Source organism: Novosphingobium sp. ST904 (assembly GCF_001298105.1).
Lineage (GTDB): Bacteria > Pseudomonadota > Alphaproteobacteria > Sphingomonadales > Sphingomonadaceae > Novosphingobium.
The window spans coordinates 93,055-118,739 of the sequence record NZ_LGJH01000165.1 but is presented as its reverse complement, the minus strand read 5'-3'; the positions used below and the strand labels follow the sequence as shown (position 1 = coordinate 118,739).

Here is a 25,685-nt window from a genome sequence, read left to right as displayed (position 1 = left end):
TGCGCGCTTTCCGCCGGTCTGGCAAGCGCGGCGAGCGACGCGGATAGCGCTTCTTCGCGGGCCGGAACGGTGCGATAACGAACCATGCTCCGCCCGCGCGGAGTCGCGTCCCTGCACGGACAATGGAAAGACCGGACATGAACACTTGCCGTCTTGTCATCGCCGCCGCCGTTCTGGCGGCTCCCCTGCCCGCCGCCTCGCAGCAACCCGGCGGAACGGCACCTGCCGAAATGCGCGTGCTGACGGTACGCCTGTCGAACTTCCAGTTCGATCCCGCCACCATCACGCTGGAACACGGCGCCAGCTACGACCTGAAGCTGGTGAATACCGCTTCCGGCGGCACGATTTCGCGGCGAAGGAATTCTTCTCGGCCGCGCGGATCGCCGAGGCGGATCGTGCCAAGGTATCCGACGGGCAAGTGCCGCTGGCAGCAGGGCAAACGGTTGAAATCCACCTCGTCGCGCCGCAGCCCGGCAGCTACAAGCTTCGCTGCACGCATTTCATGCACAGCGCCTTCGGCATGAACGGAAAGATCGTCGTGCAGTGAGCTTCCTGCCGGTTCGCGTCCGCCAGGAAGAACAGATGGACGCGGTCGATCTCGACAGCGCCGCCTATGCCGCCGTGCTGCGCGATCTGGCGCGGGTCAACCGCTGGACCTTCACGGCCCATTCCACCCTTTCCTTCCTCTCCGCGCGGTGGGAACTGGGCGCAGCTTCAGCCTGCTCGACGTCGGCTTCGGCTATGGCGACCTGCTGCGCACCGTGGCGCGCTGGGCGGCGCGGCGCGGGATCGAGGCACGGCTGGTGGGGGTGGACCTCAACCCGGAGAGCGAAGGCATAGCACGTGCCGCAACGCCTTCGGACGCGGCGCAAGGTGTCCCGATAGACTATCGGACCGGCGACTATGCCGACCAGCCCGAGCATTTCGATTTCATCGTCAGCAGCCAGGTCGCTCACCATATGACCGACGAGCAGCTCACCCGCTTCCTGCGCCATATGGAGTGTGAAGCGCGGCGCGGCTGGCTCCTGTGCGACCTGCACCGCCATGCTTTCGCCTATTACGGCTTCCCCCTTCTCGCACGGACGCTGGGGGTTCACCGCATCGTGCGGGAGGACGGCCAGCTTTCGATCGCCCGTTCGCTTCGCCCGGCCGAATGGACGCAGGTGCTCGCCGACGCCGGGCTGGGCGAAGGGACGGTGAGAGTGGCGAGGCGCTTTCCCTTCCGCATCGCGCTGGAGCGGGAATTTCCCTGATCTTACGGGACATGCCGATATCAGGGCGCCTTTTCGTGCCGGTCCTGCCCCTTGGCCCGCGCTGCGCGCTGCGCTAGGCGGCTGCGGGCAACCACGAGCAGGAATTCCCGATGGCGCAATCCACCCGCGCAACAAGGGCGCTGGAACAGGCAAGAGTCTCCTTCAGCCTCCACGCCTATGACTACGATCCTTCGGCAGAGAGCATCGGCCAGGCGGCGGCCGTGGCGATCGGCGCCGATCCTGCCCAGGTGTTCAAGACCCTCATGCTGCTTGCCGACGGCAAGCCGGCCTGCGTCGTCGCGCCGAGCAGCGGCGAAGTCTCGATGAAGAAAGCCGCCGCCGCCCTGCGCGCCAAGAGCGCCGCAATGATGAAACCCGCCGATGCCGAACGACTGACCGGCTACAAGATCGGCGGCATCAGCCCGTTCGGACAGATGCGCCGGGTGCCGACAGTGATCGACGAGACCGCCCTGCTGTGGGACGCGATCTTTCTCAACGGCGGGCAGCGGGGCCTTCAGGCCAGGCTTTCCGGCGACGATGCAGCAGCCCTTCTCGGCGCCACATTCGCGGACATCGCCGCCTGAACGCCCCCGTTACAGGCGAGAGACGAACTTCGTCGCGATCGCGGACAATCGTTCGCGGGCGCTGTCCTGATCCGCATCGCCATAAGTGCTGACCGCATAGCGGGCGCCATCGGGGGCGACCCATGCCATGGTCGCCATCGTCCGCTGCAACTTCGCGAAATCCTGATAGCGGAACGCCGCCGGTCGCCCGGCGAGGCTTTCCGTAAAGCCCAGTCCGCCGAGGTTGCCTACCCGCCCGGTGACCTTTCCGTCCTTCACGGTGACCTTCTCCCGCAATTCCCGCAGGAGAAAGGCGGAACTGTCCGCACATCGCACGAAGAATGCCGAACCGAGGTCGGCGGAATCCTCGACGACACCCGACTTCATCGTGACGATCTGCTGATCGATGGAGCCAACCACGCCGCAGTTTTCCGCCTGAAGCGCCGCATCGATCTGCGGATCGCCGGCCGATCGCGTATCCCTCTGCACCGGCGGGGAAGCGAGCGCCTGTTCGAAGGCATCGTTCATCGCCGCGTCCGGCACATTGGCGGCAAGCAGCGGCAAAGCCGCAGCGGCGGCGAGAAGTCCATGAACGATCATCACCAATTCCTTCGCTGATACGAAGTTCATATTAATGCAATTTAGCTATTGCGAGTCAATATCATAACTTTACGTCGCAGCCGCAACGATATCCGCCATGGACGCAGACGGAGTTTCGCCCTCTCGCAGTCCCTCAGCCACGGCGCTCCGGGCGGCTTGCGACTGGTTCTGGCTCGCCTTCCACTTGCCCTCAAGCCTCTCGACCGGGATCTCGATACCCGAAATTCCCCTGAGCTGACCGGCGATGAAAGCGGCGGGCGCATCGTCCACCGCCCATGGCACGGCGCGGCCGCGCTCCTGCTCATCCGTCAACTGGTCGATCTGCGCGCGCAGCCAGGCGGCATCGTCCGTAACGGATGCGCGGCCCCGCGCCTGCACGGCGATATAGTTCCACGTCGGCACGACTTTCCCGTGCTCGCGCTTGGCCGGATACCATGCCGGAGTGACATAGGCCTGCGGCCCCTGGAAGATCACGAGGGCATCGGCACCTGCGCGCAGTTCCTCCACCTGCGGGTTCGTGCGCGCCATGTGCGCGCGGAGCAAGACCGGCCCGGACGGCGGCGCCACCAGCGTGAACGGGATCAGGTTGGCCGTCAGCCCCGCCGCGCCATGCGTCACCAGCGTGGCCAGCGGATAGGCGCGGATCGCCGCGTGAAGCACCTCGGCACGGTCTTCACGAAAGGCGGCGGGACAGTACATGAGCAGGCTCCGGGAAAAAAGAAATCAGAACGCGGCCCGCGCGAGCAGCGATGCCGAAAGCACCAGCATCGTCGCGCCGACGATGGCGTCAAGGATGCGCCATGAAGCCGGGCGGGAAAACAGCGGCACGAGCAGGCGCGCACCGTAGCCGAGACCGGCGAACCAGATGAAGCTCGCGCTCGCGGCGCCTGCAACGAAAAGCGGCCTCGCCGCCGCTGATTGTGCCGCGCCCGCCGTGCCCATCAGCAGCACCGTGTCGAGGTAGACGTGCGGATTGAGGAAGGTGAAACCCGCCGTCGCCGCGATCGCCCTGCCCAGGCTGATACCGCCGCCAGACGCCACCGCCATCGCATCGGGCGCAGCCATTCGCTGGAACGCCTTGATCCCGTACCATGCCAGGAACGCCGCCCCGCCAAGCGAAAGCACCGTCGCCAGCCCCGGCACGGCCGTCAGGAACGCGCCGACCCCGGCCACCCCCGCCGCGATCAGCACGGCATCCGCCGAAGCGCAGAACAGCACGACCGGCCCGACATGCTCACGCCGAAGCCCCTGCCGCAGCACGAACAGGTTCTGCGCGCCGATCGCCATGATGAGCGCGGCGGACAGCGCGAAGCCGGAAAGGAACGGATAGGCAGCCCCCGTCATCGCGGCGCACCCTTCGCAAGTCCGGCCCACAAGGCCAGCAGGGACGCAGCCACGACGATCAACGTCAACACGCAAGGGATGGTCAGAACATTCATGTCCCTTCCAGTGCAGGCCGGCGCAGCATTAGCAAAGGTTGATTTGCTAATGCAGATGAAGCACTGCTTCATCATGCTGGACTACCCCGCCCTCGCCGCCGTCTCCGCCGTCATCCGCGAAGGCACGTTCGAGCGCGCGGCGGAAGCCCTGAACATCACGCCGTCTGCCGTGTCGCAGCGCGTGCGCGGCCTTGAGGAACGGCTGGGCGCGGTCCTGATCGTTCGCGGCCAGCCTTGCGAGCCGACCGAGCTGGGCGCGACCCTGCGGGCCCACTTCGACCGGGTGCAACTGCTAGAAGCCGACCTGCAACCTCATCTCAACCCGCCGGAAGACAGCCGCGCAGCCCCGCTGACCGTGAAGCTGGCCGTCAATTCGGACAGTCTCGCGACATGGTTCCCCGAAGCCGCCGCCGCCTTCGTCCGCGCGACGGGGATGCTGCTGGACCTGACGCTGGACGACGAGGCGCACACCGCGGACCGGCTGCGCTCCGGCGAAGTCCACGCCGTGGTGACGTCGGACCCCGAGCCGGTGCAGGGGTGCCGGACGATCGAACTGGGATCGCTGCGCTACCGCGCCTGCGCCTCGCCCGAATTCATCGCGCGCCACTTCGGGAACGGCATCGATCCCGGTGCACTGGCCAAGGCCCCGCTGCTCCGCTTCGAGCGCCGCGACACGCTGCAGGCGCGCTGGGCCTTCGAGACTCATGGCGTCAAGCTGGCCGCGCCGACGCACTGGGTGCCCTCCACGCAAGGGTTCGTCGATTTCGCGCTCCGGGGGCTGGGCTGGGGAATGCATCCCGCTCCCCTCACCCAAGCGCATATCGCCGCCGGCACCTTGCAGGAACTGCCGCCCGGCCGCCCTTTCGACGTCAAGCTCTACTGGACCGTCACGCGCATTCAGGCCCGCTCGCTCCGCGTGCTGACAGACGCCGTGCGCGACGTGGCGGCCGCCAGCCTGATCACGGATTGAACTGCCACATTGCCTGTCCGCCAAGGTCATGTTTTAGTGGCGCAATTGCGGGGGGATATCGGCGGATGGGTTGCAGGCGCATTGCGAAACTGGTTCTGGGCCTGTTGGCGGCCGGAACGCTGCCGCTTGGCGGTTCGGCCCTGGCAGCGCCGCCCCCAGGGCCGAACACGGGGCCGAACCCGCAGCTCGCCGCATACCAGCGCGGGATAGACGACGGCTCCGGCAGGCACGATGCGCAGGGCCTGAAAATCTCGCGGCTCCATGTCGACGTGCAGGTGCAGGGACGCCTTGCTGACATCGTGATCGAGGCCGATCTCACCGATGCGTCCGGCACGGCGGACGAGGCGCGTTTCCTGCTGGAACTGCCCACCGACGCGGTCGTCACCGGCTATGCGCTGGACGTTGACGGGGCCATGATCGATGGCGAACTGCTGGACCAGCCCAGAGCCCGGAACGTCTACGAGGACGAAGTGCGAAAGGGCATCGATCCCGGTCTGGCGGAGATCACCGCGGCGAACCTTTTCCAGGCCCGCATCTTCCCGATTTCCCGCAACCAGCCCCGGCGCATCCGCATCAGTCTTTCCGCGCCCTTCGACCCGGCGCGGGGGCTCGTCCTCCCGCTCGATCTGCAGGACGCACCGCCCTCCACGTCAGCACGCGGATCTCCGGTTTCCGGGCGGCGCCCGAGGTCAGGATCGGCGGCAAGCCGCTGTCGCTCCTGCACAAGGCGGCCGGCAGCTGGTCCACCGATCTCGAGGAAACCAAGCGGCCGGTCGCGGGCGGCATCGTCATCCTCGGCGGCGATCCCGTTGCCGGGATGCTGGTGTCGCACCACGGCAAGGGCGGCGACTTCTTCCAGATCGGCGATGCGCGCCGGCCCGACGTCCGGGCGCGAAGGATGGCGGCCGCCTGAGGATCTACTGGGATCGTTCGCTGTCACGCCGGGACGACCTGCTCGACCGCGAGAGGGCGCTCCTGCGCGCCTACGTGGAACAGGCCGCGCCCGAGGCGATCGACCTCGTGACCTTTGCGAGCGACGCGCCACGCCTTCAGACCGTTCACAGCGCCGACGAACTGGACAGGGCCGTAGCCGCCGTGACCTACCGGGGCGGCACCAGCTTCGCCGGGCTGGAAAAGCCGGAATTGCCCGCGGCGGATACCTGCCTGCTGTTCTCCGACGGCGTGGCGACGCTGGACAATCAGGCCGCGTTCGAACCGGACTGCCCGCTCTCGATCATCGCCTCGGCGCCGGATGCCAACGGTGCCCGCCTGACCCGCATGGCGCAAGCTGCGGGCGGCCGCTTCCTGCGCCTCACGCAGGAAAACGGGCAGGACGTCGTCCAGACCCTCGGCAAGCCCGGAATCGCCATTCTGGCTGCGCGTGACGATAACGGGCGAAAGCTTCCGTTTCGCACCCTGCCGGCTGCCGACGGCCGCTGGTTCGCGGTCGGCAAGATGCCCGAGACCGGAAAAGTGCATCTGTCTATCGCGGGACTCCGCAAGGGCACGGCCGAACGCGTCTACGAAGCCCCTTCCGGGCCGATCGCCCCGCTCAACGCCGCCGGCGCGCTCTGGGCAAGCCAGGAGGTGGACCGGCTGGGCGACGATCCGCTCGCGCATGATCGCATGGTCCGGCTGGCCCGTTCCTTCAATGTGGCGGGGCCATCGATGGCCTTCCTCGTGCTCGAAAGTCCCGACCAGTACCTGAATGCCGATATTGCTCCATCCGGCGGCTTTTCCCGGCAATGGATGGCCGATTACCGCAGCGCCCGGAAAACCCGCGATCAGGAAACCGCCCACCAGCGGCAGGAACGGCTGGCATTCGTGGTGGAGCAATGGACCGCGCACAAGACGTGGTGGAACAGTCGCTTCAAGCCGCGCCCCCGTGTGAAGGGCCGTTCGGCTGAGGTCCTCGGGGCGGCGCCTCCTCCTCCGCCTCCTCCGGCCCCGCCTGCCATGAACATAGCTCCGCCTCCGCCGGTCTCCGTTATCCTGCCTGCCACGCAGGCCGCTTCGGCGGGCGGCGATGACGCGGCGAACATCGTCGTGTCGGGACAGCGGCGGTCAAGCCCGGTCCAGGGCGCGCCGCTGGCCGTGGATGTCCAATCCCGCGAAACGCTCGCCGGCCGGACCATCGGCCTCGACCTTGAAAGCGCCCTTGCCGAGCGCCCCTACCTCGCCGCGCTTGACGCTGCGAAGCCGGAGAACCGGCTGGCGGTGCTGGCGGCACAGGAAGAGACCTTCGGCACGCTGCCGGCTTTCTATCTGGAAACCTCCGAATGGTTCCGGCGCAAGGGCGATGCCGGGGCCGCCCGCGACCTCCTGTTTTCGGCGCTGGAACTCGCGGTGGTGGATGACGAAACCCGGCAGATCGTCGCGTTCCGGCTGGAACGGGAGGCGATCTCGACCGCGCCGTCGCCCTGTTCGAGACGCTTGCGGCAGGAAGCGATTTCCGGCCCCAGCCCCGCCGCGCGCTGGCGCTGGCGCTTGCCGAACGCGGGCGGGCGCACGGCCCCTCGGGCAAGGACGATCTGGAGCGGGCCTTCGCACTGCTGGCGAAAGTCGTGCTCGATCCCGCGATCCGCGACTTCGACGGGATCGAGACGGTGGCCCTGATGGAAGCCAACGGCCTCATTCCCGCGATCGAGGCGGCAGGCGGAAACTGGAAGCTCGATCCGCGCCTCGTGGCGCTGCTCGATACCGATATCCGGATCGTCATCGAATGGACGAACGACGATGCCGACATCGACCTCTGGGTCATCGAGCCCAACGGCGAGAAGGTGTTCTACAGCTACCAGACCAGTTCCTCCGGCGGCCATATCACCAATGACATGACCGACGGCTACGGTCCCGAGGAATACGCCATCCGCAAGGCCCCCGCCGGGGAGTACACCGTCCGCATCAACGGGTTCGACGCGGACCGCATCAATCCGAACGGCAACGGAAGGGTGATGCTGCGGATGATCCGCGATTTCGGGCGCCCCTCGATGAAGGAAACGCTCGTCGATGCCGATATCGCCTTCGAGAAAGGATCGGATCGGGATGCCGAAGGCGGGCGCCTGATCGGGCGGCTGACCGTGGCGCCGGGCGGGAAATGAACCCCGCCCGGCGTGCCGTTTATGAATTTACGACCTAGGGTCAGGACCCATTAATCACGCCTGCGAGGTTTGAATAAAAATGGCTCAGAGCGAGGAAGGAAGGCGTAGTAATATGTCTATATTTCAAGCCTTTCTGACGCTGCACTAGGCCATTTTGATCAAATCCCTCCGGGACACCGGAATGGCTTCCATCTCGAACCAAAGCGATTTGGACGGGCAACCAGCCCGCCCGGCAGCCGCTTTGGCCCGATATGTTCGCCATTCCGGTGCCTCGCAGGCGTGATTAATGGGTCAGGACCCTAGAAGCCCTTGCCTCCGATCTTCCACGTCATCTCAAGGTAGATGCTGCGGCCCACGCTGTCGAACCAGCTGATGTCGTAATAGGGATAAGCCGCGTAGCTGCGGTCCTTCACGGGGTTGCGATCCAGTACGTTGTTCACCGTCAGCGACCCGCGCAGATGGTCGGTGAAATCGTACTGGATGCTGGTGTTGAACAGGTAGCTCGCCTTGATGTAGGCGTCTTCGTCGTAATTGGGCAGCTTGCCCAGCCGCGTTCCCGAAACGGTCCAGGTAAGCTGTTCGAGGTTCCAGCTTACGCTGGCGGTCGATTTGTCGCGCGGGATGTCATAGCCGCTGTCGTAAGCCAGCTTGTCGATCGAAGCGTCGCCCGGATATTGCCGGAAGCTGTGCTTGAACACGTGGGTGTGCGATCCGGTCAGCGAAAACAGCCCGAAACCGGTGGGCAGGTTCGCGTGGAGTGCCACGTCGATGCCGCTGGTCTTCTCGTGCGCGATGTTGATCGGGTTGATCGAGACGGAATCCAGCTCGCCCTCGTTCACGCCGCTGGCATAGCGCTGCACGCGGGCGATGGCGTCCTGGCAGGTCGGCGAATTGATATCGACCGGGCTGCCCGAATTGGTCTCGCCGATGCGGCAATCGGCCTCGTCGCGCAGGAGCTGGTCGATCGAGAGATCCTGCACCTGGTTCGACAGCGATACGCGGAAATAGTCCACCGAGACGTCGAAACGCGGGCTCGGCTGCCAGACGAAACCGGCGTTGAGCGACTTGCTGGTTTCCGGCTTCAGGCTGCGGTTGCCGTTGCGCTTGGCGACGATGCCTTCGTCCGAGTAGGAGCAATCGCCGATTTCCTCGTCGGGCTCCTCGGTCCGGCAGAGGTAATAGTCGGTCGCTGAAGGGTGGGTATTGCCGGGGCCGGTAAAGACATAGTGCAGGTCCGGCGCGCGGAAGCCCGTACCGTAGGCGGCGCGCAGCAGAAGCGTGCGCATCGGGCGGACTTCCAGCCCGCCGTTGTACGTGAACCGGCCGATGGTGTTGCCGGCAAAGCGATAGCCGTCATAGCGCGCCGCGCCGGAAAGCTGGAGGAAGCTCGTCACCGGCACGCGCAGTTCGCCGCCGATCGCCCAGTGGCTGCGCGAACCGTGCCCGTCGCTGTCCTTGAGGCCATAGTAGTAATCGGTCAGCGCCAGCGGGTCCGGGTTGAGATCGTAGCCCTGCTTTCCACCTTCGGCCACGGCGGCGAAGCCCACCGGCCCGGCGGGCAGTTCGAACAGGCTCGTGCTGGTGAGCGTTGCCTGGAGATTGTCGGTCCAGCTTTTCGGCCGGTAGACCGAATAGGCGGTGATGCTCTCGTACTCGGACTGGGTGAGCGGCGTGTAGAGGCGCGAGGGATCGGCGTTGAAGATCGGATAGCCGCTGTCCTCGTCCGTGCCGATCTGCTCGCCCAGGAACAGCGCATTGGCCTTGGCCGCGATGACTTCGGGAAACTCGACCCTGGCGCGGTATTCGCTGTGATTGAACGAAAGCTCGTAGGACCACTTGTCCGACAGCGCGCCCTTGATGCCCGGCGTCACGCTGAAGGTGGTCTGGCGATTGCGCGTCATGACATTGTGGAAACCGCCGGATTCCTCGGGCGTGAACTGCCGGTACCAGTCATCCAGCCGGTTGTCGTAGGCATTGTAGAAGGTCGTGTCGCTGCTGCCCGAGGAGTCCTGGAAACCCCATTCCAGCACGTCCGGCATGAGCGCCACCTTGCTGATGCCGAACTGGGCATCGACGAACAGCTCCGCCGCGTCGGACAGCTTGAAGCCCGCCGAGGCGAAGCTGTTGAAGCCTTCGCGCCGGGATATGATCGTGCCGTAGCCGATCGAGGTATTGCTGCCGCAGAAGTATCCGGGGCCGTAATCGTCAAGGTCCGGATCATAGGCGCCGTAGCGCGGGCGCGAGGCGTAATAGGTCGAGCCACCGTTGAGATAGGACAGCCCCGCGCACGTCGACGCGCCGGGATCGACATATTCGTCCGCATCGGGATCGTAGCGCAGGAACGTGCGGCGGGCGAGCGGGCTGGCGGTGGTGGGATTGTCCGCCGTGCTGTCCTGGATCCTGCGCTGCGATGCCCAGATCGGACGCTGCAGCAGATACTCCACCCCGCCCACGATGTGGAAACGGTCGTTCGACCAGCCGCTCGTCACGGAAAGGCGGTGCGACATGCCCCCGCCCTGCTCGGTGCGGCCGTGGCGATAGTCTATCGTCGTGCCGTCGGCCTTGTCCTTGAGCTTGAAGTTGATGACGCCCGCCATGGCGTCCGATCCGTAGATAGCCGAGGCGCTGCCGCTCAGGATCTCCACCTGGTCGATCATGCTCACCGGGATGTTCGAGATATCGGTGAAGTTGCTGCGTCCCTGGAACGGCAGCGGGAAATCGGCGATGCGGCGGCCGTTCACCAGAACCAGGGTATGGTTCGGCCCAAGGCCGCGAAGGTCCACCTGCTGCGCGCCGGGCGTGAAGCTGGCGCCGCTGAAGGACTGCTGGCTCTGCGTCTCGCCCCCGTTCTGGGTGACGGCGCGCAGGATGTCGGGCACGCTGGCATAGCCGTTCTCGAGAATGGTGGAGGAACTGATGACGGTGACCGGCGCCGGCCCCTCGGTGGCGACGCGCGGAATGCGCGAGCCGGTAACGACGATGGGCGCCCCCTCCGGTTGAGAGTTGCAGGGTTTCCTGCGCCTGCGCGCTCATCGGGGCGCATATCGCCGCACACATCGACACACTCAGGGCCGCGATCCCGCACCCCGATATCCAGACATGACGGCGGCGGTACGAAGCAGAATCCATGAAGCCCCCACGATAGGCGACGGACACGCCCCCTTGCGTGGCCTGACGCTTTCGACACATCAAAGAAACACAATATGAAGAAAGGCTCAATCCAGTTTGACATTTTGTTTCTTCATATTGCAGATTAGTGTGCGCAAAATGTCGCATGTCAGGTGTCACGGCTTTGCAGGGCAATCACCGCTCTGCCGGGTAAGGCGCGCGGCCGGCAAACCGGAGTTCGCATCTTGAAGTTTCGCGCAAAGCATCGCCCTGTCATGACACTCGCCTTGGTCCTGGGCGGGGCGGCACTGGCCGCGGCATCTCCCGCATCGGCGGGACCGGGCTACCGGCACTTCGCGATCGGAGACGTCAACGCGCCCGCCGCCGCGACCCATTCGGGCGGCCTGCTGCTGATGGGCGGCGGAGACCGAAACATCGATGCGATGAAGTGGTTCTTCGCACACGCCGGGCAGGGCCATATCGTGATCCTGCGCGCCTCCTACGGACCGGAGATCGGGGAAGAATTCTACCGTCAGATCGGCGGCATCAGCTCTGCCGAGACTTTCGTCTTCAAGAACCGCAAGGCCGCCTACGATCCCAAGGTCCTGGAAGCGCTGCGCAAGGCCGACGGCATCTTCATCGCCGGCGGCGACCAGTCCAACTATGTGCGGTTCTGGCGCGGCACGCCGGTGGCCGAAGCGCTCGATGCCCATGTCGCCGCCGGAAAGCCGCTGGGCGGAACCAGCGCGGGCCTCGCCATGCTGGGCGAGAAGCTTTACGCGCGATGGACGGCGGCAGCCTGACCAGCGGCGAGGGTCTGGCGGATCCCTTCGGTCCGGCAAACACGATAGAGGGCGATTTCCTGCACATCGCCGCGTTGAAAGGGATCGTCACCGACACCCATTTCAAGGAGCGCGACCGCCTCGGACGGCTCTTCGCCTTCCTTGCCAAGGCCCAGAAGGAACGCGCGCCGCAGGCCCCGCCGATGTTCGGGCTCGGGGTGGACGAAAGCGCGGCGGTGGCGGTCGAGGCGGACGGAACCGGCCGCATCTACGCCACCTCGCCGGACGGCGGCGCATGGCTGGTGAACGGCGCGGGCCTTCGCGCCGATGCTCGCAAGCAGATCGAGACCGGCATCCCGCCGCGCCCCTTCTCCGCCGATCACGTCCGGGTGACCGGCATCGGCGCGGGCTCTGTCGTGCACTTGCCGGCGGGGACGGTGGAGAACCCCACGTTCCAGCGGAACTACGCCGTGCGCGGGGGCAAGGCGGTGGAAGTGCCGCTATGGTCGCTCGCCATTCACGGCGGCGCGGGGATCATCGAACGCGGCTCGCTCTCGCCCGAAAAGGAAAAGGCCTACCGGGCCGGACTGGATGAAGCCCTGCGCGCCGGGGCCGCCGTGCTGGACAAGGGCGGCGCCTCCCTGGACGCGGTGGCTGCGGCCGTGCGCGTGCTGGAGGACAACCCGCTGTTCAACGCCGGGCGCGGCGCCGTCTTCACCTCGGAAGGGCGCAACGAACTCGATTCCGCGATCATGGACGGCAGTTCCCAGAAGGCCGGCGCCGTGGCCGGCCTCACGCGCACCCGCCATCCGGTGGACGCGGCCCGCGCAGTGATGGATCACAGCCCACACGTGATGCTGATGGGTGCCGGAGCCGACGCTTTCAGCGCGCAGCAGGGGCTGGAGCAGGTCGATCCGTCGTGGTTCCGCACGGAGGAGCGCTGGCAGCAGTTCCTCAAGTGGAAGGGCAACCACCAGGCCGTGCTGGACCGCACGCACCTGTTCGGCACAGTGGGCGCCGTGGCGCTCGACGCGGACGGAAACCTCGCCGCCGCCACCTCCACCGGCGGCATGACCGGCAAGCGCTGGGGCCGCGTCGGGGATTCGCCGATCATCGGTGCGGGCACTTACGCCAAGAACGGCGAATGCGCGGTTTCCGCGACGGGATCGGGCGAATTCTTCATCCGGGAAAGCGCCGCGCGGCAGGTCTGCGACCGGGTCGGCTACCTCGGCCAGCCGCTCGCCGCCGCAGCGCAGGACACCATCATGTCCGTGGGCGCGATCGGCGGCGACGGCGGCCTGATCGCCATGGGGCCGGACGGCGTGCCCGCGTTTGCCATCAACGACCTGGGAATGTATCGTGGCCGCATCGCGGCGGGTTCCGCTGCCGCAACGGCGATCTTCGCGGACGAACGACCGGGAGAATGACGTGCATTCCGGTGGCCGGCTCGATGAAACGGATGACGGATTGCTGGCGCTGCTGCGGCAGGACGCGCGGCAACCGATCGCCCATCTCGCCAAGGAACTGAACATCTCCCGCAGCCAGCTCTATTCCCGGCTGGCAAGGCTGGAGGAAGCCGGCGTGGTGGCCGGCTACACGGTGCGCCTTGGCGAGGCGTTCGCCGCCAGCCGCATCCGCGCGCACATGATGATAAAGACGGTGCCGCGCTGCCACCGCGACGTGGAAAGCGCGCTGGAACAGATCACTCGCGTTCAGGCCGTCCACGCGATCAGCGGCGAATTCGATATCATCGCCATGCTGGAGGCGGACGACAGCCGCCAGCTGAACGACCTGATCGACGATATCGGACTGCTCGACGGGATAGAGCGGACCAGCACCAGCGTGATCCTTGCCACCAAGCTGGAAAGATAGGCTTTTTCGAACTCGGCAGAGAGTTGTGGCGCCGCCCGTTGATACTTATTGCAAATCGTTCGCAACTAACTAAACGGCTCGATCATGTCATCCGCAAGCAGCCTTCCTGTCGCCGCCCAAGGCGGCGATCCGGCGCCGGTTCACGGGCCGGAAGTGCCGTGTCTCCCCGCATGATGAAAGCGCCCCGATGAACGCCCTCTCCTTCCTTGCCGCCGGCGTCGCGGCCGCGATCTTTCCGCCCGACGAAACCCGCACCAGCGAACCGGCAGGACAGGAAACCCCGCCCGCCATCGTCCCGGCGGGACCGGACCCGGTCTACCCGGCCGATTTCTACAAGCCGTTCCAGCCCCAGACCGCGCTCGACATGCTCGAACGGACCCCCGGGTTCCTGCTCAGCGAGGGAACCTCGGTGCGCGGTTTCGGCGGCGGCGCGGGCAATGTCCTGATCGACGGGCAGCGCCCCACGGTGAAGGGCGGCGGCATCACCGAAGTGCTGCGCCGGATCGCCGCTTCGCGGGTGGAGCGCATCGTCCTGCTGCGCGGAAGCGACGCTGCCGAAGCGCAGGGACAGACCCTTGTCGCCAATGTCGTGCTGCGTGTGGACGCCGGAGGCTCCGGGAATGTCTCGGCGACGTTCAGCCACACTTCTGATGGCTTTGTGTCGCCTTCTGTCCGCGCCAGCCACGCACGCCGGATCGCGGGCTGGCAGACCAGCATCGAACTGTCCGGCGAAGTGACGCGCTACCCCGACGAGGGCATCTATTTCGACCGGGATGCCGCAGGAAACCTCAGTTCCACCCGCAAGGAAAGCATATCCGCGAAGGCCCCGGAATATGGCCTTGCCCTGTCCACTTCGGGTGCGCTGGGAGGCGGCACGCTGACCGTGAACCTGCGGCTCAACAAGGAAGGCTACTCCTCCGATCGCGCCATCGACATCTTCGCCGCCGCCGACGAAACGCCGGAGTCCCGCCGCGATATCGCCTATGACGAGAAAGGCCGCAGCGGCGAACTCGGTCTGGACTGGACCCGCCGCATTGGCTCCGGCTGGACCACCAAACTGGTCGGTCTCGGCCGGCCGAGCGCTTCACCACCGACGAGGATTACGTGGAAGCGGACTATCGCGGGCTGTCCTCGCAGGTCCAGAAACCGATGGAACTGGTCGGACGCGGCACCGTCACGCGTGAGGGCGATCACCCGATACGCCCGGAATTCGGTGCCGAAGTGGCTTACAACCGCCTTTCCAGCCTGCTCAACTACGCAGAGGATACCGGCGGTGGGCTGGTCGCGGTGCCCCTGGCCAATGCGGCCACCCGCGTTTCCGAACTGCGCGGCGAAGCCTTCGCCAACCTCACCGTCAAGCTCTCCCGCAAGCTCAATCTTGAAGCGGGAATAGCGGCCGAAATCTCGCAGATCCGGGTTACGGGAGAAGCGGCGCAGGAACAGACCCTGTCCTATCTCAAGCCCTCTGCCGCACTCGTCTGGTCGCCTTCCGGCAAGACCCAGGTGCGGTTCGGAATGCGGCGCACCGTAGACCAGCTCGACTTCGGCGACTTCGCCGCATCGGTAGACCAGGCCGACGGGCGCCCGCTCGGCGGCAACTCGGGCCTGCGCCCCGCGCGCATCACGCGGCGCTGGCGCGGATCGACCACCGCTGGGGGCGAGGGCGGCGCCATCGCCGTGGAAGCCTATCACCAATGGCATACCGGACTGCTCGGCTATCTCGTCCTGCCAACGGGAGAGGAAGCGCTGGGAACGATCGGAAACGCCCGGCAATGGGGCATTTCCACGCAGGGCACGCTCCCGCTCGACGCCGCGCTCGAGGGCGCGCGCGTGACTCTTGACGGCACCTGGCGCGGCTCGCGGCTGCGAGATCCGGTAACCGGCAGAAACCGCGTCATGGACGACATTTCCCCGCGCAGCATCACGGCCGAATTCCGTCACGATGTTCCCGCTTTCAAGTCCTCGTGGGGCGTGAACTGGACCGCGGCGGTACACGGCGATGTCTTCTACACGGGCGAAGTCCTGCGCTGGCGCGATCACGCGCTCTGGGGAGCCTATGTCGAGACAACCGCCATCGCAGGCTTCAAGACGACACTGACGGTCAAGGCGATCAACGGGCAGGACTTTTCCCGCCTGCGCCGCTTCTATTCGCCCAGCCGCGCCGGTTCGTTCAGCGGCAGCGAGCAGCGCGCACAGCGCGAAGGCGCGATCGTCTCGCTCTCGCTCGCCCGAAGCCTCTAGGTCGTAAAAACCTCGCCTCTCAGGCATTGCCCTGACCAAATGGGACATGATCGGCAATTTGGCATCAGCCTTGAGAGTAATTGTCTGACGTGGCCGTTTGCCGCAAAAAAGCATCCATGGGGAATGTCCGTATAGCGTCAGCGCCCGATGGCGCTCTTCTGCACCCGAGCCGCGAACATCATCTGGACGCCGTGCGCGCCTTTCTGATGTTGCTCGGCATTCCTTTTCATGCGGCGCATCCCTTTCGCGATGACGGGCAGTCCTGGATCGTCCTCTCCCGCGACAGATCGCTGCCACTCACGCACCTGATGGAATTCCTGCACTTGTTCCGGATGCAGGGATTTTTCCTGATCGCGGGTTACTTCACCGCGATGCTGCTCCTCAAACGGCAACCGGCAGCCTACCTGCAAAGCCGCCTCGTCCGGCTGCTCCCGCCACTGGCGGCCGGGCTGATCGTGATCGTACCGCTCATGAACCTGGCAGCCGACCTGCAAACCTCCAGCGACGCGGAAACGGCGTTCGCTTTCTGGGCCCGACAGCTTCTGACGATGGGGCGCGAGACGACCGGACACCTCTGGTTCGTCATCGTCCTCATCTATTTTTCCTGCGCCTCCGCGGCCCTCGCCCTCGTGCCCTCGGCCAGAACCTACCGGCTGGACCGCGCAGACAGTCAGGGCGCGCGGTTCTTCACGCTCACGATGATCGCCATCGGCCTGTGCGTGGGGGTATATGAAGTGGCGCTGCTGAAGCTCGGGCCATTCATTCCCGACCTTCTGCAGAATCCTTTGTCCCTGGGCTTTTCCCTTGAATATGCGCCCTATTTCGCGCTTGGCGCGCTGCTCAACCGCGCACCCGAAATGAGCGGAAAATTCAACCGCTTCTCCTGGGCGGTGGCCTTGATCGCCCTCTGCACAGCACTCGTCGCGGTCGGCGCGCCCGAGCTTCCCAAGTATACACGCCCGGTACTGAAAGCCGTCGCGGCCATCTGTCTCACCCAGACCATCATCGCCGGCGCTCGGTCCCTGTTCCACACGGAGTCCAGAAAAGTCCGGGAACTGGTGGATGCGTCCTTTGTCGTCTACCTTCTGCACCTGCCGATCATCATCGCGACTTTCTGGCTGATCGATGCGATGCCGGTGCCTTATCCACTGCGCTATCTCGCGCTCGCGCTGGCCGCGCTCGTCGTTTCATTCGCAGGCTGGGCCGTGGTGAAACGGTCGCCATGGCTGCTGTTCTTCATGAGCGGCGTCCAGGTTAAATCCGCCAAGGCCATCGCGGAACCTGCTGCGCAGAGCCTCCGCTAGCATCCCGCAATGACTAATCCACCTTTGCGTGAGACGCAAAGATTCTTCGCGCTCATCGACGCTACCCGGCCAGTTCGAAAGCGGCCATTTATGCCTCCGACATTCCTGTCGCTCATGCGGGCACTTCGGCCCGAAGGCGGCTTGTCTGAGGACTTTCGATGAAGATGAACCCCGGGCTCCTTGCTCTTTCCGTCGGCGCCTTCGGCATCGGCGTCACCGAATTTGCGCCGATGGGACTTTTGCCGGTCATCGCCGGAGACCTCGGCGTATCGATCCCGACCGCGGGCATACTGGTCAGCGCCTATGCGCTGGGCGTCGTCGTCGGCGCCCCCTTGATGACACTGACCACCGGCCGCATGCCGCGCCGTACCCTGCTGATCGCACTGGCCGGCATCTTCACGCTCGGGAACCTGCTCGCGGCCATGTCGGGCAGCTACGCGATGCTGCTGGGCGCGCGGGTGCTCACCTCCTTCAATCACGGCGCATTCTTCGGCGTCGGCTCGATCGTGGCCGCCAGCCTCGTGCCGCCCCAGCGCCAGGCCGGCGCGGTAGCCGCCATGTTCATGGGTCTCACGATCGCCAATGTGGTGGGCGTGCCGCTGGCCACCTGGGCGGGCGAGCATCTCGGCTGGCGGGCATCCTTCTGGGGTATCGCCGTGCTTGGCGCGGCGACGATGGCCGCCCTGCGCCTGACCCTGCCCGCATTGCCCGCGCCGCGCAAAGGAAACGCGCTTGCCGAACTCAAGGTCCTCACCCGCAAGCCGGTGCTCGGCGCGCTGGCCCTGACGGTCGTGGGGTCCAGCGCGATGTTCACCGTGTTCACGTACATCACGCCGATCCTGCACGATGCGACCCATGCCTCACTGGGCTTCGTGACAGCGATGCTGGTGACTTACGGCCTCGGTCTGACCGTGGGCAACTGGCTAGGCGGCAAATTCGCGGACCGCTCGGTCGACCGGACGCTGATCGTGACGCTGGGATCGCTTGCCGCAATCCTCGCCGCGTTCGCGATGACGATGAGCCACGCCGCGCCGACTGCGGTGCTCATCTTCCTCTGGGGCATCGCCAGCTTCGCCCTCGTGCCGCCCCTGCAGGTGAGGGTGATGAAGGCTGCCGCCGACGCTCCCAACCTTGCCTCATCGGTGAACATCGGCGCGTTCAATCTCGGCAACGCGCTCGGCGCCGCGCTGGGCGGCGGCGTCATCTCCCTCGGCCTTGGCTATCCGGCCGTGGCACTGGCTGGCGCGGCGACCTCTGCCGCGGGCCTGATCGCAGTGCTGTTTGCGGCGGCCCGGCCCTCTCCCGAAACCACCGCCGCCTCGACATGCGAAGCCTTGTCCTGAACCGGGAGCCCTGAGGCTCCGACCGGCCTCAGAGCTCCAGGGCTTTACCCTGCTCTGCGAGAATGTAGCGCACGGGGGGCGAGCCGCCTTCGGCCAATTGCCGCATGATGGCTGAAACGGCGGGCTCGGCCCCGTCAATCGAAGGCTTGATGTGACCGATGACGACCGGCAGGCCCTTCAGCCTGTCGCGCCGCCAGCAGCAGCCGCAAGCCGCCCGAGTTCGGCGCGAAGCCACTTCGGCGTCAGGTGACCGTAAAGTTCGGTATCCTTTCTCGGATCGGGATAGGATGTCTCGACGATGATGGCACGCAGGCGCCCAGCCCTCACCAGCGGCGCGATCGCCTGCCACAGGGCTTCGAGCCGCGCCGAATGCTCCACGGCATCGGGTCCGGTGTCGCCCATGCAGAGCAGCGCGTCCTCGCCGGAGCGGATCAGGAAGGCGGTGGACAGGCTTCCGCCGTGCGAAAGCGGATAGGCCGTCACGCTCAGGCCCGTGTCCCCGACCGGCACCGGCTTTCCGCCTGCGACGAGATCCTCGTAGCGATAACGCCGCAGCATGGGCGGCTGGCCGCGATCGCCCATGTTGGGCCAGGAGCTCCAGTTGAAATAATGCGCTGAAAGCGCGGCGTTGACCTCCGGCAAAGCGAGGATCGGCTTGGCGCTGTCGTCCGGCGAGGCCATGACCAGTCCTGCAACGTGATCGAGATGGGGGTGGGTTATCAGGTAGGCCCCGATCCCTTCGTGAAGCACATCGCTGGCCCGGCTTCCGGCAGGAAATCCACCCTTCGCAATGGCCGCCCTGATGCCCGGCACCAGCGTTCCGGCATCGCAGGCCAGCCCCTTGCGACTTCCGCTTGCCGCAATGAACCAGGCGGTGGTGGCCCCCTCCACGACACCGCCTTCAACGCCAAGCGGAACAAGGTCGAAAGCGGCCTTCGCCGGAGCGGCCGAAACCGGCCCGGACATGGCCGCGACGGCCCCCAGCAAAGTGATGCCAAAACGACACAGGGTGATCACTGTCTTTGTAAACATGGCCATCTCCCTATGGTTTTCTGTGGGCTGGCGAAACATCAATATCGAAATTGTCACATTGCAGGGTTAGAGGCCCGCGCTCGGCAAGGCGGTCAGGTGCGTGGCCATTCCTGCCGACTACGCGCGGTTTTCCGGCGTCAACATCCATACGCACCGGCTTACCGTTAAGGGGTGCAAGATGAAGATGAAGACGTATTGGCTGGCCAGCGTGCCGGCGCTCCTCGCCGCGCGGCGCCTGCCCTGGCGCAGGACGCAGCCGCCAGGCCTGGTGCCGCCACGGCTGACACCCTGGACGCTTCCGCCGACATCGTCGTCACCGCCCAGCGCCGTCCGGAAAACATCCGCGACGTGCCGATCGCGGTCTCCGTGCTGAGCGGAGACAAGATCAGCGCAGTCTCCGAGGGCGGCGCCGACATTCTCTCGCTCGCCGGCCGCACGCCCAGCCTCTATGTCGAAAGCTCGAACGGCCGCTACGCCCCGCGTCTCTACATTCGCGGTCTCGGCAACGTCGATTTCGACTTCAACGCTTCGCAGCCGGTTTCCGTCGTGCTGGACGACGTCGTGCTGGAGAACGTTTACCTCAAGGGCTTCCCGCTCTTCGACCTTGACAGCGTGGAAGTGCTCAAGGGCCCGCAGGGCACCTTGTTCGGCCGCAACACGCCCGCCGGTGTCGTCAAGATGGACACCCGCCGCCCCGGCGACCATGCCGAGGGACAGGCCCAGTTCACTGTGGGCGAACTCGGCACCGTGCGCGGCGAAGTCGGCGTGACGATCCCTGCCACCAGCACCCTGTCGTTCCGTGTCGCCGGCCTCGTCAACCACCGCGAGAACTGGGTGAACAACGCTTACGACGCCTCGTTCACCAAGCCGGGCAAGGACCTTGGCGGGTTCGACGACGTTGCCGGCCGCCTCCACGCCCTGTGGAAGCCGGACGATCGCCTTTCCGTGCTGCTGACCCTCCAGGGCCGCCACTATGAAGGCACCGGCACGCTCAACCGGGCCAACGTGCTGACCACCGGCTCGAACAAGCTGAACGACCGATACGACCGCGACACCGTCTACTACGACGGCGGCCGTAACAACCCGCAGACGCAGGACACCACCTCGCAGGCGCTTCATGTCGATTACGACCTCGGCGGCGCAACGCTGACCGCGATCGTCTCGGCCTATCAGGGCAGCAGCTCGGGCCGCGGCGACATCGACGGCGGCGTGCTCGGCACGACGGAGGGAAGCGGCACCGTACCGTTCCGTTCGGAAACCGGCACCCTGTCGAGCGACCTCGACCAGCAGACCTACGAAATCCGCCTCGCCAGCAATGGCGATACCCGCTTCGGCTGGCAGGTCGGCGCGTTCTACTGGCATGAAAAGTTCGAGCTTATCTCGGCCAGCTGGGACGGCATCGGCGGGATCGATCCGCTGGTCATCTCCGAACTTCGCCAGAAGAGCGACAGCTGGTCGGTCTTCGGCCAGCTCCATTACGACGTAACCGACCGTCTGCGGCTGACCGGCGGTGCCCGCTGGACCCGCGACAAGCGCGACCTCGATGCGGCCCGCACGCTGGGCGCGCCCTTCGCGGATTCGCGTTCGGTCAAGGATGACCAGCCGAGCTGGGACGTCAGCGCGCTTTATCGCTTCAGCCCGCAGGTCAGCCTCTTCGGCCGTATCGCGCACGGTTATCGCGGCCCCTCCATCCAGGGCCGCATCGCCACCTCGAACATCCTGACGACGGCGGATTCCGAAACGATCACGTCCTATGAAGCAGGCATCAAGGCTGCAACGCCGGACAACCGTTTCCGCGTCGACCTGACCGGCTACATCTACGACATCAAGGACCCGCAGTTCACCGCCATCGGCGGACAGGGCAACTTCAACCAGCTCATCAACGCCAAGCGCGGCAAGGGTCGCGGCGTCGAGTTCGAGGCCACCGCCAACCCGGTTCGCGGCCTGCAGTTCAGCGGCGGCGTCTCCTACAACTTCACCAAGATCGACGATCCGGACCTGCTGGTCGCATTCTGCGGAGCCGCCTGCACCGTGCGCGATCCGATCGTGACCGTGGGCACCACACGCCGCGCCTCGATCGACGGGAATCCCTTCCCGCAGGCCCCGCGCTGGCTGTTCAACTTCAACGCCTCCTACACTTACGAGCTGGCGAGCGGCAGCAAGCTCTATGCCCAGACCGACTGGGTCGCGCAGAAGGACTTCAATCTGTTCCTTTACGATGCGACCGAATTCCACGTCGGCACCAACTTCGAAGGTGGTCTGCGTGCAGGCTGGCGTTCGCCGTCCGACGCCGTGGACCTCTTCGTCTTCGCCCGGAACATCACGAACGAATCGAACGTGATCGGCGCAATCGACTTCAACAACCTGACCGCTTTCGTGAACGATCCGCGCGTGATCGGCGGCGGTGTCGGCTTCCGCTTCTGAAGCTGACGCCCGATCGGGATAGACGAGGAAGGCGGGCGGACCACGGTTCGCCCGCCTTCCTCTTTTTTGACCGATGATATGGACGCGGCCCGTGCGCACCCGGGAAATTTCCGGGTTACGCCGGGCAGGCAGCGGGTGCAGATGGCAAGGGATGCCTCTGAACACCAAGCGCTATTTCATGGCCGAAGCGATGCCTTCTGCTGCCGCACCCGCAAAGGCGCGCCTGTGGTGGCTGGTCGTCTACGGCGCGGGTTTCTGGCTGCTTCACGCCGCCGCCGCGCCATGGGGCGGCACCGGATTCTTCTCACTCTGGTATCCTGCCGCCGGCTGGCGCTTCGCCGCGCTATGGCTGGCCGGCGCGGGAGTAGCACCGTGGACAGGCCTGACCGAGCTTGCCGTCGACCTGGCGACCGGAACGATTGACCTGCACGGCCCGCGCCCCCTGCTCGATGCATGGGGCGTGTTGCGGCCATCGATCGCCTATGCCCTCACGATCCATGTCGTTCGCCGCCTGACTGCCGGCTCGCTGAAGTCGGCACAGATGAATCTCGGGATCTCGGCCGTCATCTGCCCCGCCGCGATGGCGTCTCTCACGCTTGCCACTGCCGTGCTATGGCCGGAATTCCAGAAGACGGGCACCGGCGCGGAACTCGTGCTATCCCTCACCGGCCTGACAGTCGGTGACCTGCTCGGCGTGCTCGTGCTCGCGCCGCCGCTGCTCTGGGTTGCAAGCCTGCTTCGCGCTCCCGGCAAATCCTCCCGGCGCGCTTTACCGCTCGCATGGAGACCCTTGGCGGGTCCCCTCATGCAGGACACCGCCATACTTGCGCTCGGCCTCGGCCTGACGTGGCTGCTATGGCAGGCCGGGCTCGGTCTTCAGCCCATGCCGACCCTGCTTGCGGGCGCATGGATCGGCCTTTGCCACGGCCGCGTCGCGGCCTGGCTCGCGATCATCGCCATTCTCGTTCCGGCGCTGCCCTACTCCCTCCAGAACCTGTCGCAGATCGAACGCCTTGAACTGCATCTCGCGCTGGTGGCGATCGTGGTCGTAGCCTGGCTGGCCGGCAGCTTCGCCGATGCCCAGCGCGCCGCTCACGACACGCTGGAGAAGCGCAATCGCCTGCTGTTCCAGGCCGAACGCCTCAAAACGTTGCGTGCCATGTCAGTCGCGGTGATCCACGAGATCAGCCAGCCGCTTTCCACTCTTGCCATCGAAGCCAGCCATCTGCGCGAACGCACGGCCGGGCTCGACGAGGACATTGCCGAAAGCGCCGCCCTTGTGGACCGCAAGGCGCGCACGCTTTCCGATCTCGTGCGCCGCCTGCGCCGCTTCGGCGGAAAGAGCGCCGACGAGCCTTCGCAAGTTCCCGTGCGGCTCCTGCTGAACACCGTGGAACAGATGCTTCGCCCCGAACTGCGCGCGCGAGGATGCCGTCTGGTCTGCGGCGAGATCGACCCCGACCTGATCGTCCATATCCAGGAAATCGAACTGACACAGGCGCTCGTCAACCTCGTGCGCAACGGGATCGCCGCGACTGCGGACAGCGTCGTGCGCATAGACATCGCCGCCGATGCCGACGAACTGGCACTGCACGTCAGCAACCGGAGCCATGCAACGCCCATGCCCTCTGCTTCCGAACATGCCGGCATGGGCGTGGGCCTCATCATCGCGCGCACGATCGTCGAAGCGCACGGCGGATCGCTCCTGCGCACCGACCGCAGTGAAAACGTGTGCTTCACCCTGCGCCTCCCGCTTGCCGGAAACGACACATGACAGCTCCCGCCCGATCCCCCGCTCCGCTGGTTGCCGTGCTCGACGACGATACCGATCTCGCGCATACGGTGGCCCGTCTGCTGGCCCGCCACGGCTTCCCGGCAACGCCGTTCACAGCCCCCGCCGAACTGCTCGCGACCCTGGACAGCCAGCGGTTCGACTGCGTGGTCAGCGATATCCAGATGGGGGAAATGGACGGCTTCGCCTTTGCCGACCGCCTGCGCGCAGCCGACGGCGCCGTGGCGCTTGTCTTCATGACCGCCTGGCCCACGACGTCCCACGCCGTCGACGCGGTGCGCCGCCATGGCGGGCTCGACTATCTCGAAAAGCCGATCGACGAGGAGCGTCTCGTCGGGGCGGTCTGCGAGGGCCTGGCATGGTCCGCCCGCGAGCGCCGGATCGCAAGCGCCACAGCGGAACTCTCCCGCCGGGAACGCGACGTTTTCGACTTGCTGGTGCGCGGACACAGCAACAAGGAGGTCGGCGAGCGACTGGGCATTTCGGCAAGGACAGTGGAGGATCACCGTGCAGCGATCGTGGCCAAGACGAGAACCAATGGCCTTGCCCAACTGATCGCCCTTAACAAGGGAGAAACCATTTAATTGATTGAGTAGACGATTAAATAGGCCGTTACCCCGGGAAGTTCCCGGATCGACCGTCAACGATGGAGGTAGAAAAAGAATATCCGGTCAATCACGCAGCCGCCCTGAATGGCGGAAGGGAGCGTCCGGTGTTTCTATCGCGCATTTTCAACGTCTACGATCTGGTCCGGGCCGAAAGCACGGGAGCGTTTCCAGGCAATCCGACGTCGCTCGACAGTCTCCTGAGAAGCCGCGAAGGCGCGCGCGAGATGGGACTGGGCGGGGCGGGCATCTACGCATTCCTGTTCGAAGACGAACTCCTCCACATCGGCAGCTATGCAGGCCGCCCCGAAGCCCCTTTCGGAGGATGCGCACTGCGCGAGAAGTGGATCATGGAACTCGGCTCGATAACCATGCGTGGGCGGCAGGCCTCGATCCCGCAAAGCCTGCGCGGCGGACTGGAGGCTGCCAATCTCATCCTGCCGCTTTCGGAACTTGCCGATGCCGCAAAGCGGCCCGACCTCCCGGTCTGGCAGTCGCAAGGAATGGAAATCTCCCGCCGCAAGATGATCTGGGCCGTCGCCAACTGGCCGCGGTTGTCCGGGACGATCGAGGCAGTGCTTGCTCGATTCCAGATACTCTACGTCCAGCAAGGCCCCGGCGAGCAGCCGCTACAGGACAACAGCGGCCTGGAACGCTGGCTACAATTGATCGAAACCGACTTGCGCAGGCGTTTCCAGCCGGTGATCGACGGCCCACACCCGCAAGCCGCCGCCCGGGATGCCCCCAGTGACGGCAAAACCATGCGCGCAGCCATCGAAAGCGCGATGGCAGAAGCAGCGCCGCTACTCCATCACCTCGGCTCGCTGCGAGACAGGGACATGGCGATCAGCCGGCACGGCGGCAGGGATGCCCGCGCCCTGTTCCTGAAGGACATGCCCGAGCGCGGCTGCGAATTCGTGTTCGATCTGGAACATGTCTTTCCGGCAATGGGATACCTGATCCACTATGCCGCAGACGGCAGCGAACTCTACATTGCAGATCCCTATGCCGAACGCGGCACACGCCTGATCCTCGCCCTCGAACGCGGCAGCACGGCGAATTTAATCCAGTTGCCCGGCGTGACGGACTTCGCCCGCTCCCGTGACCCGCTCGCCGAAAGGGGGCTACGATATCTCGATGCCTCGGACAATCCGCTCTGGCTGACGCTCGGATGCTCGCCGCGGCCGCAGTCTGCGCAGATGCTGCTGCAAATCTGCGAGGCTTTGAGAAACCCAGTCCTTCAGTAACCGGGGATCGCT

At 65.7% G+C, this 25,685-nt stretch carries 21 protein-coding genes and 3 pseudogenes; 18 read left to right on the top strand and 6 right to left on the bottom strand.

The features are described from left to right. Positions 1-418: 418 nt before the first annotated feature. From ADT71_RS34590 to ybaK, 3 genes and pseudogenes are all read left to right on the top strand, one after another. The gene (locus ADT71_RS34590; RefSeq protein WP_231636273.1) at positions 419-547 is read left to right on the top strand and encodes a plastocyanin/azurin family copper-binding protein; all 129 of its coding nucleotides are present in this window, start codon (positions 419-421) and stop codon (positions 545-547) included. 35 nt (positions 548-582) lie between these two features. Next, a pseudogene (locus tag ADT71_RS26970) lies at positions 583-1,253 on the top strand (methyltransferase domain-containing protein). A gap of 110 nt (positions 1,254-1,363) precedes the next feature. Further along, on the top strand, positions 1,364-1,837 hold the full coding sequence (ybaK, locus tag ADT71_RS26965; protein WP_054441852.1) for a Cys-tRNA(Pro) deacylase: 474 nt from the start codon (positions 1,364-1,366) through the stop codon (positions 1,835-1,837). Positions 1,838-1,846: 9 nt separating this feature from the next. Here ybaK and ADT71_RS26960 read toward each other — a convergent pair whose 3' ends face one another. The 3 genes from ADT71_RS26960 to ADT71_RS26950 form a co-directional block, all read right to left on the bottom strand. Next, the gene (locus tag ADT71_RS26960; RefSeq protein ID WP_132468870.1) at positions 1,847-2,416 is read right to left on the bottom strand and encodes a hypothetical protein; all 570 of its coding nucleotides are present in this window, start codon (positions 2,414-2,416) and stop codon (positions 1,847-1,849) included. A gap of 69 nt (positions 2,417-2,485) precedes the next feature. Further along, the gene (locus tag ADT71_RS26955; protein WP_054441850.1) at positions 2,486-3,115 is read right to left on the bottom strand and encodes an FMN-binding negative transcriptional regulator; all 630 of its coding nucleotides are present in this window, start codon (positions 3,113-3,115) and stop codon (positions 2,486-2,488) included. A gap of 24 nt (positions 3,116-3,139) precedes the next feature. Beyond that, positions 3,140-3,760, bottom strand: coding sequence for a LysE/ArgO family amino acid transporter (locus ADT71_RS26950; protein WP_054441849.1), 621 nt, complete (start codon positions 3,758-3,760; stop codon positions 3,140-3,142). A gap of 144 nt (positions 3,761-3,904) precedes the next feature. Between ADT71_RS26950 and ADT71_RS26945 the strand changes: the two genes are divergently transcribed. Both ADT71_RS26945 and ADT71_RS36065 read left to right on the top strand, forming a co-directional pair. After that, positions 3,905-4,825 (top strand): LysR family transcriptional regulator ArgP, encoded by a 921-nt coding sequence (locus ADT71_RS26945; RefSeq protein ID WP_279388368.1) that lies wholly within the window; start codon positions 3,905-3,907, stop codon positions 4,823-4,825. 65 nt (positions 4,826-4,890) lie between these two features. Beyond that, positions 4,891-5,343, top strand: a pseudogene (locus ADT71_RS36065) (VIT domain-containing protein); the annotation flags it as partial. Here ADT71_RS36065 and ADT71_RS34585 read toward each other — a convergent pair. After that, positions 5,283-5,765 carry a hypothetical protein gene (locus tag ADT71_RS34585; RefSeq protein WP_054441848.1) on the bottom strand — a complete coding sequence of 161 codons (483 nt, stop codon included), beginning with the start codon at positions 5,763-5,765 and terminating at the stop codon, positions 5,283-5,285. The pseudogene ADT71_RS36065 and the gene ADT71_RS34585 overlap by 61 nt on opposite strands. A 47-nt stretch (positions 5,766-5,812) precedes the next feature. Between ADT71_RS34585 and ADT71_RS32465 the strand changes: the two genes are divergently transcribed. After that, positions 5,813-7,441: a hypothetical protein gene (locus ADT71_RS32465; protein ID WP_054441847.1), complete on the top strand. Its 1,629-nt coding sequence runs from the start codon at positions 5,813-5,815 to the stop codon at positions 7,439-7,441. After that, positions 7,390-7,923 carry a YfaP family protein gene (locus ADT71_RS26930; protein ID WP_054441846.1) on the top strand — a complete coding sequence of 178 codons (534 nt, stop codon included), beginning with the start codon at positions 7,390-7,392 and terminating at the stop codon, positions 7,921-7,923. The genes ADT71_RS32465 and ADT71_RS26930 overlap by 52 nt, the downstream gene beginning before the upstream one ends. Before the next feature lie 299 nt (positions 7,924-8,222). Here ADT71_RS26930 and ADT71_RS26925 read toward each other — a convergent pair whose 3' ends face one another. Continuing rightward, positions 8,223-10,883 carry a TonB-dependent receptor domain-containing protein gene (locus ADT71_RS26925; protein ID WP_369818353.1) on the bottom strand — a complete coding sequence of 887 codons (2,661 nt, stop codon included), beginning with the start codon at positions 10,881-10,883 and terminating at the stop codon, positions 8,223-8,225. A 423-nt stretch (positions 10,884-11,306) separates the two neighbouring features. Here ADT71_RS26925 and ADT71_RS32460 point away from each other — a divergent pair, with 423 nt between their 5' ends. The 7 genes and pseudogenes from ADT71_RS32460 (at position 11,307) to ADT71_RS26900 (ending at position 18,573) form a co-directional block, all read left to right on the top strand. After that, positions 11,307-11,834 (top strand): cyanophycinase, encoded by a 528-nt coding sequence (locus tag ADT71_RS32460; RefSeq protein ID WP_197283142.1) that lies wholly within the window; start codon positions 11,307-11,309, stop codon positions 11,832-11,834. After that, positions 11,816-13,240, top strand: coding sequence for an isoaspartyl peptidase/L-asparaginase (locus ADT71_RS32455; protein ID WP_231636228.1), 1,425 nt, complete (start codon positions 11,816-11,818; stop codon positions 13,238-13,240). The genes ADT71_RS32460 and ADT71_RS32455 overlap by 19 nt, the downstream gene beginning before the upstream one ends. Before the next feature lies 1 nt (position 13,241). Continuing rightward, positions 13,242-13,685, top strand: coding sequence for an Lrp/AsnC family transcriptional regulator (locus tag ADT71_RS26915; RefSeq protein ID WP_054441845.1), 444 nt, complete (start codon positions 13,242-13,244; stop codon positions 13,683-13,685). Between the two features lie 187 nt (positions 13,686-13,872). Then, positions 13,873-14,190 (top strand): annotated as a pseudogene (locus ADT71_RS36060) (TonB-dependent receptor); the annotation flags it as partial. 599 nt (positions 14,191-14,789) lie between these two features. Then, positions 14,790-15,926, top strand: a complete 1,137-nt coding sequence (locus ADT71_RS32445) for a hypothetical protein (RefSeq protein ID WP_369818346.1) — start codon at positions 14,790-14,792, stop codon at positions 15,924-15,926. Positions 15,927-16,015: 89 nt separating this feature from the next. Then, complete coding sequence (locus ADT71_RS26905) at positions 16,016-17,230, top strand: acyltransferase family protein (RefSeq protein ID WP_231636271.1); 1,215 nt, start codon at positions 16,016-16,018, stop codon at positions 17,228-17,230. 158 nt (positions 17,231-17,388) lie between these two features. Further along, entirely contained in the window at positions 17,389-18,573 is a 1,185-nt protein-coding gene (locus tag ADT71_RS26900) for an MFS transporter (protein WP_054441843.1), read from the top strand. Positions 18,574-18,750: 177 nt separating this feature from the next. Here ADT71_RS26900 and ADT71_RS26895 read toward each other — a convergent pair whose 3' ends face one another. Next, positions 18,751-19,605, bottom strand: a complete 855-nt coding sequence (locus ADT71_RS26895) for an MBL fold metallo-hydrolase (RefSeq protein ID WP_197283139.1) — start codon at positions 19,603-19,605, stop codon at positions 18,751-18,753. Positions 19,606-19,800: 195 nt separating this feature from the next. Here ADT71_RS26895 and ADT71_RS26890 point away from each other — a divergent pair, with 195 nt between their 5' ends. The 4 genes from ADT71_RS26890 to ADT71_RS26875 all read left to right on the top strand — a co-directional run bounded on the left by ADT71_RS26890 (position 19,801) and on the right by ADT71_RS26875 (position 25,673). Beyond that, complete coding sequence (locus ADT71_RS26890; RefSeq protein ID WP_054441971.1) at positions 19,801-22,029, top strand: TonB-dependent receptor; 2,229 nt, start codon at positions 19,801-19,803, stop codon at positions 22,027-22,029. Between the two features lie 151 nt (positions 22,030-22,180). Further along, a complete protein-coding gene (locus tag ADT71_RS26885; protein ID WP_054441841.1) occupies positions 22,181-23,803 on the top strand; it encodes an ATP-binding protein in 1,623 nt (540 codons plus the stop codon). Further along, complete coding sequence (locus tag ADT71_RS26880; protein WP_054441840.1) at positions 23,800-24,405, top strand: response regulator transcription factor; 606 nt, start codon at positions 23,800-23,802, stop codon at positions 24,403-24,405. The genes ADT71_RS26885 and ADT71_RS26880 overlap by 4 nt, the downstream gene beginning before the upstream one ends. 128 nt (positions 24,406-24,533) lie before the next feature. After that, positions 24,534-25,673 (top strand): hypothetical protein, encoded by a 1,140-nt coding sequence (locus tag ADT71_RS26875; protein WP_132468875.1) that lies wholly within the window; start codon positions 24,534-24,536, stop codon positions 25,671-25,673. Positions 25,674-25,685 lie beyond the last annotated feature (12 nt).

Excerpts from the sequence above, each read along its gene's own strand:
- ADT71_RS26895 (WP_197283139.1), bottom strand. The coding sequence starts at position 19,605 with ATGTTTACAAAGACAGTGATCACCCTGTGTCGTTTTGGCATCACTTTG.
- ADT71_RS26950 (WP_054441849.1), bottom strand. The coding sequence starts at position 3,760 with ATGACGGGGGCTGCCTATCCGTTCCTTTCCGGCTTCGCGCTGTCCGCC.
- ybaK (WP_054441852.1), top strand. The coding sequence starts at position 1,364 with ATGGCGCAATCCACCCGCGCAACAAGGGCGCTGGAACAGGCAAGAGTC.
- ADT71_RS26960 (WP_132468870.1), bottom strand. The coding sequence starts at position 2,416 with ATGATCGTTCATGGACTTCTCGCCGCCGCTGCGGCTTTGCCGCTGCTT.
- ADT71_RS26885 (WP_054441841.1), top strand. The coding sequence starts at position 22,181 with ATGCCTCTGAACACCAAGCGCTATTTCATGGCCGAAGCGATGCCTTCT.
- ADT71_RS26880 (WP_054441840.1), top strand. The coding sequence starts at position 23,800 with ATGACAGCTCCCGCCCGATCCCCCGCTCCGCTGGTTGCCGTGCTCGAC.
- ADT71_RS26900 (WP_054441843.1), top strand. The coding sequence starts at position 17,389 with ATGAAGATGAACCCCGGGCTCCTTGCTCTTTCCGTCGGCGCCTTCGGC.
- ADT71_RS26955 (WP_054441850.1), bottom strand. The coding sequence starts at position 3,115 with ATGTACTGTCCCGCCGCCTTTCGTGAAGACCGTGCCGAGGTGCTTCAC.
- ADT71_RS26945 (WP_279388368.1), top strand. The coding sequence starts at position 3,905 with ATGCAGATGAAGCACTGCTTCATCATGCTGGACTACCCCGCCCTCGCC.
- ADT71_RS32455 (WP_231636228.1), top strand. The coding sequence starts at position 11,816 with ATGGACGGCGGCAGCCTGACCAGCGGCGAGGGTCTGGCGGATCCCTTC.
- ADT71_RS32460 (WP_197283142.1), top strand. The coding sequence starts at position 11,307 with ATGACACTCGCCTTGGTCCTGGGCGGGGCGGCACTGGCCGCGGCATCT.